This window comes from Niallia sp. RD1 (genome assembly GCF_024219955.1).
Taxonomy (GTDB): domain Bacteria; phylum Bacillota; class Bacilli; order Bacillales; family Cytobacillaceae; genus Niallia; species Niallia alba.
Map to the genome: position 1 here is coordinate 2979748 of NZ_CP100420.1, position 11743 is coordinate 2991490.

At 34.1% G+C, this 11743-nt stretch carries 12 protein-coding genes and 1 pseudogene; 8 read left to right on the forward strand and 5 right to left on the reverse strand.

Annotated features, from left to right (window positions below; translation table 11 throughout):
* Positions 1-112 precede the first annotated feature (112 nt).
* Positions 113-799, reverse strand: coding sequence for an HAD family hydrolase (locus NKG37_RS14250; RefSeq protein WP_254414829.1), 687 nt, complete (start codon positions 797-799; stop codon positions 113-115).
* 240 nt (positions 800-1039) lie between these two features.
* On the opposite strand from NKG37_RS14250, the gene NKG37_RS14255 reads away from it, so the two are divergent.
* From NKG37_RS14255 to NKG37_RS14265, 3 genes are all read left to right on the forward strand, one after another.
* Complete coding sequence (locus NKG37_RS14255; protein WP_118977697.1) at positions 1040-2383, forward strand: IS1380 family transposase; 1344 nt, start codon at positions 1040-1042, stop codon at positions 2381-2383.
* A gap of 341 nt (positions 2384-2724) precedes the next feature.
* A complete protein-coding gene (locus tag NKG37_RS14260) occupies positions 2725-3513 on the forward strand; it encodes a hypothetical protein (protein WP_254414830.1) in 789 nt (262 codons plus the stop codon).
* Positions 3514-3515: 2 nt separating this feature from the next.
* Positions 3516-3983, forward strand: coding sequence for a hypothetical protein (locus NKG37_RS14265; protein ID WP_254416400.1), 468 nt, complete (start codon positions 3516-3518; stop codon positions 3981-3983).
* Between the two features lie 158 nt (positions 3984-4141).
* Here NKG37_RS14265 and NKG37_RS14270 read toward each other — a convergent pair.
* Positions 4142-4686, reverse strand: a pseudogene (locus tag NKG37_RS14270) (flavodoxin family protein).
* 139 nt (positions 4687-4825) lie between these two features.
* Here NKG37_RS14270 and NKG37_RS14275 point away from each other — a divergent pair.
* From NKG37_RS14275 to NKG37_RS14285, 3 genes are all read left to right on the forward strand, one after another.
* A complete protein-coding gene (locus NKG37_RS14275; RefSeq protein WP_118977697.1) occupies positions 4826-6169 on the forward strand; it encodes an IS1380 family transposase in 1344 nt (447 codons plus the stop codon).
* Between the two features lie 311 nt (positions 6170-6480).
* Positions 6481-6705, forward strand: coding sequence for a hypothetical protein (locus tag NKG37_RS14280; RefSeq protein ID WP_169188199.1), 225 nt, complete (start codon positions 6481-6483; stop codon positions 6703-6705).
* A 371-nt stretch (positions 6706-7076) separates the two neighbouring features.
* Positions 7077-7193: a DUF4023 family protein gene (locus NKG37_RS14285; protein WP_169188200.1), complete on the forward strand. Its 117-nt coding sequence runs from the start codon at positions 7077-7079 to the stop codon at positions 7191-7193.
* A 732-nt stretch (positions 7194-7925) separates the two neighbouring features.
* Here the strand turns inward: NKG37_RS14285 and NKG37_RS14290 are convergent.
* From NKG37_RS14290 to NKG37_RS14300, 3 genes are all read right to left on the reverse strand, one after another.
* Positions 7926-8189 carry a hypothetical protein gene (locus tag NKG37_RS14290; RefSeq protein ID WP_040344351.1) on the reverse strand — a complete coding sequence of 88 codons (264 nt, stop codon included), beginning with the start codon at positions 8187-8189 and terminating at the stop codon, positions 7926-7928.
* A 51-nt stretch (positions 8190-8240) separates the two neighbouring features.
* Positions 8241-8813, reverse strand: coding sequence for a hypothetical protein (locus tag NKG37_RS14295; RefSeq protein ID WP_169188201.1), 573 nt, complete (start codon positions 8811-8813; stop codon positions 8241-8243).
* 358 nt (positions 8814-9171) lie between these two features.
* Positions 9172-10635, reverse strand: a complete 1464-nt coding sequence (locus tag NKG37_RS14300; protein WP_169188202.1) for a spore germination protein — start codon at positions 10633-10635, stop codon at positions 9172-9174.
* Between the two features lie 333 nt (positions 10636-10968).
* Between NKG37_RS14300 and NKG37_RS14305 the strand changes: the two genes are divergently transcribed.
* Positions 10969-11358, forward strand: coding sequence for a DUF6944 family repetitive protein (locus NKG37_RS14305; RefSeq protein WP_254414831.1), 390 nt, complete (start codon positions 10969-10971; stop codon positions 11356-11358).
* A gap of 13 nt (positions 11359-11371) precedes the next feature.
* Positions 11372-11620, forward strand: a complete 249-nt coding sequence (locus NKG37_RS14310) for a DUF6944 family repetitive protein (protein WP_169188204.1) — start codon at positions 11372-11374, stop codon at positions 11618-11620.
* Positions 11621-11743: the final 123 nt, after the last annotated feature.

Consider the following 11743-nt stretch of genomic DNA (forward strand, 5'->3'; position numbering starts at 1 on the left):
GATTTTTTTAGAATAGCTGCCGATGATGGCAGCTATAATTTTTGTGTCCTCTAAGATTTAGATTCGTAGTTTGTTATGCTTACTGAAGGATTATAGAAAATTCCTTGAAACATTATAGAATAGAAGTTTGTTCCACCTGAAAGATCGGTAATGTTGCTAAGACTGATGTTAATTCGATAAGATCATTAATCACAATATCCGCTTGCTTAAGTTCGATTTCTTGAGCAAAATCAAAATTACAACCGATGGAAACTAGTCCATTTTCTTTCGCGGCATTTATGTCAGAAAGGCGGTCCCCCACTACAGCAGCATTAGTAATCTTGTACTTCTGTATGATGGTACGAACAAGGTCTGATTTATTCAGTGATTCAATTTGTTGAATACTGCATGTCTCAGTCACCCAGTTATCTAATTTATAAAATTCTACAATAGCTTGTAAATATGTAGGTAAACCGTTACTAGCTATGTAGATAGCAATATTATTTTCTTTCAAGATGGAGAAGACTTCTTTTACATTTGGGTATAAGTCACCTTCCCCACTTTTAATATTCGCTACTAATCTTTCAAGAAAATAAGCATCTATTTGCTTTCTTATAGTGATGGGATGATTAGGCAATAATGTCTCCCAGACGACAGGTAATGGAACACCCATAATTTCACGGTATTTATCAATAGGGGTTTCTCCATTCCATTGATCGAGTGAACGCAAGTGATTAAAAGTATCATCGAGAGATATTTCTAAAATTTTATCTGTTTGAAAAAGTGTGCCATCCATATCGAATATTAGTGCTTGAGACAATCGTCTTCTCCCCTTTTTAAAAGTACTTATAGGTTATATGTATATTTTAGCATGAAATATTAAAAAGTGGTTTTGAAGTCTTCAACTAGCTCATGTTATATGTGTGAATTTTGGAAAAATAAGTATTTCAATAAAAGTCCTGAGTCCGTGACGTAATTAATAATAAATGTGCCCACAAAGCCTGATATAATAATGTTATCAGCTGATTTATGTTGATAATTTTATTTCACCAGGCAGGTGTTGAAATTGGTTAAGTTTATTTTAGAAGATTCCGATGATACATTAACGACCCATTCGGGTCTAGGTTTAATAGGTTTGCTTTTATCAAAAACAAAATTTTACAAACGTTTTTCATCCTTAAAGGTCCCAGAAATCAAGTCGTCTCCGGCCATTCTTAATGGGGATGTTACCACTTCTTATGTGGGTCTATTGTGCCAAGGTAAGAATGATTTCGACCATATCGAAGAATTTCGAGATGATCCCTTCTTTTATCGTGCATTGGATATTCAAGTGGTTCCATCAAGTCCCACACTACGGCAACGACTCGATCAAATTGCCAAGGTGACTGGATGGAAATCCATTGTTCTGGAAGAATCGGCTAAACTAATACGGCAATTTGATTCTCCTGTCACTCCAACAATTACTAGTGACAAAAAATCATACGTACCTCTGGATATTGATGTATCGCCATTTGATAACTCAAATACTAAGAAAGAAGGGGTTAGTCGCACATACAAAGGATGTGACGGGTATTCCCCTAACTTCTCCTATTTGGGTCAAGAAGGCTACGTTGTAAATGTGGAACTTCGGGAGGGAAGCACACACGTTCAAAAGGATACTGAGAAATTTCTCGAGAAAAGTATTATATATTCTCGGATGATTACTGATCTATCGTTATTGGTCCGTATGGATGCAGGAAACGATAGTGTCGAAAACCTAAAAGTTTGTGTGAATGAAAAGGCCGATTTCATAATTAAACGAAATCCTCGCCGTGAAAAGCCTGAAAACTGGCTCATGGTAGCTGAACAATTCGGTAAATGCGTTCAGGAGCGAGAAGGAAAACGTGTATTCTATGGTGCTTTAGAAACAACTCCAAAGGGAATGAAAAAAGCCATTCGCCAAGTCTATAAAGTAACAGAAAGAACGATTGATAAAAACGGCCAAATCCTCTTAATCCCAGATGTTGAGTTTGAGAGCTATTGGACTACCCTACCTAATGAAACAGAGGAAATAATTAGCCTTTATCACGAACATGCCACTTGTGAACAATTCCACAGTGAATTAAAAACGGATTTAGACCTAGAACGTTTCCCTTCTGGGAAATTTGCCACCAATGAATTAATCTTACATCTTGGATGTTTAACCTACAATCTCCTTCGGATTATTGGCCAAGAAAGCCTGAAATCAGGGGATGCGCCGCTTAAAAGAAAGGTCTTCCGTCGCCGAGTAAAAACGGTTATCCAGAATTTGATTACATTAGCTGCAAAATTGGTAAAGCATTCCCGAAGAATTTACTTAAAGTTTGGAAATCATAGTCCTTGGTTTCCTACTTTTAAACGACTGTATCTTTCATTTACAACATAAGCCTAGGAAACTGAATAGGTAATAAGACCTGAAAAAAATTATAGGTAAGCAGGTTTTATTTAGTGTACACAAAAAACAATCAATCCAACTTAAATTAGTACGAATGGCAAGAAAATAAGGAATTCCTAAAATTATCGGAAGAATTATTTTTTATCACGGATTCAGGAAAGTTTTATTTTTATTTAATTTATCAAAGGCACACCATTCCTATCAATTATTTTCTTCTTTCTTTTTTAGTTCTATTGTACTAAAAAAGTACAGATGTGGATGAATTTCATAATTTTGTAAAAAATAACACCTATATCTCCATTGTAATTAAATGAAGAAAAAGGTGAAAAACTATGAATAATTATTCGAATGATAACACAGCAAGAAGGTATAGAGCCCATGTAAGTATTCTCGGTACGACACAAGTTCACCTGAGAAATCCTTATATTATTGGGTGGTGGAGTGCAGCATTTCCTGGATTTGGACATCTTCTCTTATCAAAATATTTGCGTGGTTTTGTCTTATTCATTTGGGAAGTTGTAGTAAATGTAAACAGTAATATAAATTTAGCGATGATTTATTCTTTTCAAGGAGAGATTGACAAAGCAAAAGAGATTTTAGATACAAGATGGTTATTGATTTATATCCCTGTCTATATATTTGCTATATGGGATAGTTATCGCACAACGGTAGATTTGAATAAAATATATGTATTAGCAGAAAGGGAGGAGCATCGATTTAATTCTTTTAGTATTGGTGCAATGGAAATAAATTATTTAGATAAAAGAAGTCCTCTTATGGCAATTATTTGGTCCCTTTTTGTTCCAGGATTAGGTCAACTATACATCCATCGAATTACAACGGCATTTTTTGTTATTATTTGGACAGTTGTATTTTTTTATTTGTCTCATGGCCTTGAAGCTATCTCTCTTTTGTTTTTAGGAGAGATAAAACAAGCAACAGAAGTTATTAATGCTGAGTGGCTTTTATTTTTTCCATCCATTTATGGATTTGCTATTTTTGATTCTTATATAAACACCGTAGAAAATAATAAACTGTATGATAAAGAACAGCGCTTTTATTTTAAAGAAAATTACCAATCCTCTTCTTTCCAAGTGTTAAAAGGGCTGAAGATGAAATGATGATGCAAATATTTTCGACATTTGAACATTCTGTTTTTATTGAAATGGCTATTAGTACGCTTGAGAAAAAAGGAGTAAAAAGGGAAAATATATTTGTTATTCCACTAGATAATCAAACGGAAGAACGCAAGGTTTTTGATAATTTGCATCGTTCTGATGGGACCTCTTTCGTTGATATTGGTGTTGCATTAGCAACAGCCTTTTCCGTCATTGGAGCAAGTATAGGTTTTGAGCTTGCATGGGGTCCTATTTATTGGGGATTAATAGGAGCAGCAATTGGATTTTTAATTGGATTTGGTATTCGCATTTTTACAGAAATCATTCTAAAAAAGCGGCGGAGATTATTAAAGGGATTTCATTCAGAAATTATTGTCATAGTGGATTGCGAAGAGTCTGAAGCGGAAATGATTGAAAATATATTATTTAGTCATTACGCTTTAGGGGTAGCGAAGATTAAGGTACAAAAGTAGAGTACTATCAAATCGATAATGCTCTACTTTATGTGGATTAGTTTTTTATCAGGAAGGGTAAAGCAAGGGTTTTGATATTTATCCCACTCTTAACGAGCAGTAAGACCCTCACTAATAGAAAATTCTTTATAGAAATCCTTCTCTTGCACTCCGATCTATCAATATATTAATTTGTTTTTCAGCTGAGCAGCAGTAAAAAGTGCTTTCTTATCTTCCAATATATCTTTAGGCTTATTCCCAACACCTATAATGTAACCACCAAACTCAATCCCCATGAAATCAAAAATATGCTGAAATTGCTGAATCATAGGTAAACCTTTTACATGGGGATTATCTCCCCCTACAGCAATAACGTAAGCTGTCTTTTTAGCCATTTGAGTTTTAAAATCAGGATAGTCAGAATCTCTTAATGAATGAGACCATCGATCAACAAAATTTTTCATTAATCCAGACATGCTATACCAGTAGATAGGGGTGGAGAATATTAAAATCTCATGAGGGAGAATTTGATCAATTATTGTATGATAATCATCCTCTCTTTTTTTGAATCCACCTGAAGCGTGACGCATGTCTATGATAGGGAAAACAGTATAATCTCTAAGTAGAATTTTCGCAACCGATAATCCTTCGATTACTTGATCAGTTAAGATAGCTGTATTTCATTGGGGCGAGTTCCTCCGTCAATGACTGCAATTGTTTTCATAAATTTCATCCTTTCTTTTCGTTTCTTTTTTATTTATCCTGAGTCCGTGACGTAATTAATAATAAATGTGCCCACAAAGCCTGATATAATAATGTTATCAGCTGATTTATGTTGATAATTTTATTTCACCAGGCAGGTGTTGAAATTGGTTAAGTTTATTTTAGAAGATTCCGATGATACATTAACGACCCATTCGGGTCTAGGTTTAATAGGTTTGCTTTTATCAAAAACAAAATTTTACAAACGTTTTTCATCCTTAAAGGTCCCAGAAATCAAGTCGTCTCCGGCCATTCTTAATGGGGATGTTACCACTTCTTATGTGGGTCTATTGTGCCAAGGTAAGAATGATTTCGACCATATCGAAGAATTTCGAGATGATCCCTTCTTTTATCGTGCATTGGATATTCAAGTGGTTCCATCAAGTCCCACACTACGGCAACGACTCGATCAAATTGCCAAGGTGACTGGATGGAAATCCATTGTTCTGGAAGAATCGGCTAAACTAATACGGCAATTTGATTCTCCTGTCACTCCAACAATTACTAGTGACAAAAAATCATACGTACCTCTGGATATTGATGTATCGCCATTTGATAACTCAAATACTAAGAAAGAAGGGGTTAGTCGCACATACAAAGGATGTGACGGGTATTCCCCTAACTTCTCCTATTTGGGTCAAGAAGGCTACGTTGTAAATGTGGAACTTCGGGAGGGAAGCACACACGTTCAAAAGGATACTGAGAAATTTCTCGAGAAAAGTATTATATATTCTCGGATGATTACTGATCTATCGTTATTGGTCCGTATGGATGCAGGAAACGATAGTGTCGAAAACCTAAAAGTTTGTGTGAATGAAAAGGCCGATTTCATAATTAAACGAAATCCTCGCCGTGAAAAGCCTGAAAACTGGCTCATGGTAGCTGAACAATTCGGTAAATGCGTTCAGGAGCGAGAAGGAAAACGTGTATTCTATGGTGCTTTAGAAACAACTCCAAAGGGAATGAAAAAAGCCATTCGCCAAGTCTATAAAGTAACAGAAAGAACGATTGATAAAAACGGCCAAATCCTCTTAATCCCAGATGTTGAGTTTGAGAGCTATTGGACTACCCTACCTAATGAAACAGAGGAAATAATTAGCCTTTATCACGAACATGCCACTTGTGAACAATTCCACAGTGAATTAAAAACGGATTTAGACCTAGAACGTTTCCCTTCTGGGAAATTTGCCACCAATGAATTAATCTTACATCTTGGATGTTTAACCTACAATCTCCTTCGGATTATTGGCCAAGAAAGCCTGAAATCAGGGGATGCGCCGCTTAAAAGAAAGGTCTTCCGTCGCCGAGTAAAAACGGTTATCCAGAATTTGATTACATTAGCTGCAAAATTGGTAAAGCATTCCCGAAGAATTTACTTAAAGTTTGGAAATCATAGTCCTTGGTTTCCTACTTTTAAACGACTGTATCTTTCATTTACAACATAAGCCTAGGAAACTGAATAGGTAATAAGACCTGAAAAAAATTATAGGTAAGCAGGTTTTATTTAGTGTACACAAAAAACAATCAATCCAACTTAAATTAGTACGAATGGCAAGAAAATAAGGAATTCCTAAAATTATCGGAAGAATTATTTTTTATCACGGATTCAGGTTTATATTATAATGGGAGTAACTGAGAATAAAGATGATTATTTAGATAGGTCTAATCGAAAAAACTGATAATAGAAACCTTTTTCCTAAATTCCTTTTATAGTTATCTTTGTAGATTCGAAAAAATAAGAAAAGTGGTGCGGAAAATGGACAAGAATAACGAAGTGGTCTCTTTTAATGCAAATAAAAAATGGTTAGCTATTCCTAAAGAAACGCGCAATGAATTAGAAAGAAATGTCTGGTGTAGTTCCTGTAGCGATGTTGTTCAAATACAGAATTATCAAATTAAAGAAACAGATTTTGGCATTGTTTTACAAGGAACGTGTAAACAATGCAGTAAACCAGTAGCAAGAGCTGTTGAAATGAATTAAAAAGCACCTATCAAAATAGATAAGTGCTCAGTTTGTCGACAAAATGATTTTTAAACAGTTAAATGGAATTTTTATGCGTTGTTTGTAGTGGAAGAGGTGAGACTCCTGTGGGATTAGCGATACAGTCTGAGACCCTGCAGGCTTAAAAGCCGAAGCGGCTCAGCGCGAGCCCCACGGAAAGCAACATCCCCATTCAAAGGGACTAATAAATATACTATATACAAACTTTTATTTTAAAATTCAGGAGTTTTTCTACAGTTTAGCACCTATCAAAATAGATAGGTGCTTTTTTCTTAAACTAAAAATAGAGGAAGAATGTAAAATCTCATAACTGGTTAAAATAACATGAACATTTAAAGGAGGGAATCTAGATGGAAGATACAAGTCAGTTTGTTGAAAAACTAAAGGATGATCAAAAAAAGCAAGAAAAAAACAAAAAACATGGTAAAGGGCATCCAGAAGCAAAATTACCGAATAAACAACATTAAAAAGACATGATAAGAACTGCATCCTATAGATTGTGAGGGTGCAGATTTTGTTTAAATAGGAAAATTCCTCTTTCTTATCTAAGTGAAAAATCCTTTTTGTTATCACCTACTGGTAGAAATCTGCATACTTTAGCAAAGGATGAAGAGAAGAAAGGGGAAGATGCAATGAAAATTGAAAAGGTCATGACATACTATGGGTATGAGATAGCATGAATTCTATAATTTTTTTAATACAATGAGGTTGATAAATCTCATTATATTTCTACCCTCCACCCATAAATTTATAATCACAGTGAGAAGTACTTGGGGAGCAACAAAATTTGCAAAAATTTTATTACTTAACTTTTCACTGTTTTTTCTAAGTTTTGTATAACTAAATATCGTTTGCAAAGAAGTAACACTAACTATTAGAAGAAAAACTAAAATAGAAACCCAATGTTATTACGAACGAGGAAATTTAGATGCTTTAAAGAGAAGAAACTCGAAAACAGATAAAATAATTCCGTTTTTGAGTTTCTTTTCAACATAAGATAATACAACTCCATGTCATTATGTAGGATTTAAGTAGTAATGTACTATATAATTATCCAAGAAGTTTTTGAAAATGTATTTTCCAATGAAGTAAACAACATTGAAAATATAGCGTCAAAAATAAATGAGTGAAAGAAAATCTAAATATTTTTGCTGAAATATAGAAGTTTTCAGTATGTAATAATCACACTCATATATGATTTATTTACTATTAAAAGTTACCCAAACTTTATAAATAAATGAATCCTCTACCTTTAATCCTGGACAAATATTGAAACTTTTTTCTGTATGAACAACATAATCAGGATTGGAAGCTAGGAAAAATGAAAGAGCATATGCTATTTTATAATCTGGTGTTATATACCCATTTATTGTTCTACCATGTATTTCGTTTGCTATAGAATCAGCCCATACCTCTGATTCTCTTAAAGTTTCAAAAATAATAGTTTCTTTTTTCCATTCTATCTCCATCATTTACAACCTCATTTCTTTATTTCTTATGTTTCGGTTTATTCTTTAGGGCATTTTGCAAGTTACATATCGATAACCATATCTTTCCGGATTTGTACCCGTTATATGCCAAGTAAGATTAACTATATCACCTTTTTTGAGTGGATAACTTTGACCCTTAATTTGATAATTTTTCATGCTTCCATGAAAATTATATGATGCTCCTTCGGAATGAGGTTCATATGGTGTGTTTATAGCTTTACCGTTTACTGCTGCAGAGGGCATTTTAACTACTACAATTGGACCCAAAAATGATTTAGCTGAAGAAGTTAAATGAAACCCCCACATTAAAGATCTATAACTACCTGTGAGATTTTTAACTTGCATTGTTACAGTGGCAACATTATGTGAATGAGTTCTATTACAACTAGGTGGTCCTAAAGAAATTGCAGCATCAGGGCTACTCAGATTGTTAGGTCCATCTTCAACTTCTAAATCACTAATAATTTCATTTGATTCTTCTTTAATTATCTCATTCTCAGAAAAACCACCACCCTGGTACTCTTCTGCATTTCCTATACCAGTATTAGTGAATAGAAGTAACAAAACTGTTAATATTCCGGATTTTATTATTTTCACTATATTACCTCCCGCATGATTTTTTGGTATTTTTATTCCATTTTAAGGATAACATACTCATTTTTCTGAGTATACAGAAAATTTAGATTATGTTCATTTGATATTAAATTTAACTTATTATGATATAAGAATAAAATATACTATGTCGCTATCTTGTCTAATTTCTAAGTCAAAAGGTTTCTTAGTCTATTCATACATTCTCAATAGGAAAAGAAACATTCTTTATTAATTAATAATAATACCATTACATCCTTTAAGTAGTAAGTTTGTTATTATAGTAGTTACATTTTGATAATAACTAAATAGGGATATATGAAAGATTTGCTTTTCATATATCCCTATTTAAAAAGATAGTTGATTATCGATCAGGATCATTTGGATTTAAAATACGAGGTCGTCGGTTTTTTAATGGAATAGGTGTTCTTACAACAATATCTCGGATGGCACGGAAATTGAATGGAATGAACGGCCATAGGTATGGAACCCCAAAAGATTTCATTCTTGCAAGAAAGATAATAAATAGGGCAACACCAATTATATATCCAGGAACTTTAAAGAGAGCAGTAGCAATTAGTAAAAATATCCGAACAAGTCTGTTTGCTAAACTGAGTTCATAACTTGGTGTAGCAAAGGATCCAATCGCAGCAATAGAAAAATACAAAATAACTTCATTAGAAAAAAGACCAACTTCTACTGCTACTTGTCCAATCATTAAGGCCGCAACAAGTCCTAGTGCGGTTGCCAACGAAGTAGGAGTGTGAATAGCAGCCATTCGCAGCATATCCAAACCTACTTCTATTAATAGAAACTGAATGATTAATGGAATTTGTCCTAATTCACTAGGTCCAAAAAAAGATAAGGAGCTAGGCAATAGGCTTGGTTCAATACTTACTAAATACCAAAACGGCAATAAAAAAATGGATGCAAATACACCTAAGTAGCGAACAAAACGTAAATAGGCACCTACCAGAGGGTTGTTACGATATTCTTCGGCGTGCTGCAAATGATGCCAAAAGGTTACCGGTGTAATCATGGCCGATGGGGAGCCATCAACGAAAATACAAACGTGTCCCTCAAAAAGATGGACAGCTGTTGTATCAGGTCGCTCTGTGTATCTTACTCTAGGATAAGGATTCCAATTGTTTCCTGAAATAAATTCCTCAATCGTTTTTTCCGCCATCGGTAATCCATCTGTATCAATTTTTGACATGGATTCTTTTAATTGCTTGACCATATCAGGATCAGCTATATCACCAATGTAACAAATAACGATATCGGTCTTCGAACGACGTCCAATTTGCATAAACTCCATCCGCAGGGTTCGGTCTCTAATTCTTCTTCGTGTAAGGGCTGTATTAAACACAATTGTTTCTACAAACCCATCTCGTGAACCACGAACAACTCTTTCCGTATCTGGTTCTTCTGGTCCTCTAACTGGATAGGTACGTGCATCAATTAGCAGTATTTCATCAATTCCATCAACTACAAGAGCGGTTGGACCAGACAGGACATTATCAACAACATTATTTAAATCATCAACCGTACTAATTTCGATATATGGTATGTAGGTACGTAGTAATTGTTGTAAAACATCTTTTCTTAATTCCTCTTTTTTTACTTTTGCTAGAAACTTCATGAGCAAATGTAATATATCGTCTTTTACCAATCCATCAACAAGAAACATCGCCATTCGAATGCCAGCATATTCAACATCTAAATGAATGATGTCAAAGTTTTTGCCAACACCTAATTCTTCCTTTAAATAGTCAACATTTTTTTCTAATCGACTAGATACTTTTCTTTTACTACTTGTAGTGTCCATATTTTCACCTCATGCTCAACCAAAAGTGGAACAGTTTTCCTTTTTATAGATTACTTTCATAATAGACACAGAAGGGAGAAATCATACTTATATGGGAGTGGAAAGTGATAATTCTTCGAAAGAAAGTGAAAAAGGTTGGAGTATTTTTTAAATGATGAGGAGGATTCCCTTTTTTATTTTTCCAGAGATTGCAAGAAAATTTCGATTAACTAGTAGTATTTATAGATGGAATAAAAATATTTTTTTAGCATAAAGGGGGAAGGTTGAATATATATGAGTAGATACTAAGAATGTAAGTGAACATATCGTTCCATAGTAAGGAAGATTGGGGGAATGGTACATATGGAAGACTCGCTAATGATAGATAAAGAGGATTTACTTATAATAGGATCCTACTTACTCGTTACCGGGACATTCTTGTCAGCGGTCGGAGAATCATCAATAGATGCAGATGATAGAGTGAATATACGAAGAATACGTGATGGGAATTTTATTCAAGCAATAGCTAATTCCTTTCATGGGGTTGGAAGAACATTACGATATGAAAAGGAAGAAGAGCTAGTCAGCCGCCTAGAGATAATCGGAGCTTATGTGCAGGTTGGAGGAAACTCTCTAAATTACGCTGCAGCAAATGCCAGCATACCTAATCCTACTCCGCTTAATCCTGAGGTTGTAAAGTTAGATGCATTAGGATGTTGTTCAATCAATAGGTGCTGCAATTGAAGTCGCTGGTGTTGTGTTTGAGGAAAATGGAAGTTTATATGAAAACAAAGCTTTTGGAAATCTCCTAATTTCTATCGGTACACTAATTGATGCCATTGCTATTATAACCCCTGAAGAGAAAGAAAAACAAAGAAGAATATTACTTGCAACAGGGGGATGGATTGAGTTTACTGGTTCTGTTATAGAGGCATATGCGGTAATTCAAAATATTAATGAAAAAAAAGCTACTAAAAATAAATACAATTATAGAAAAGGTGATTAATTCAGGAGGAACAATGGAGAACAAAAACATTGATAGATGGAAAGATGCAAAATTTACAAGTTTATGATAATATGTATGAAAGCGGTTAACATATAAAAAATTTAAGTATACAATAATTTATGA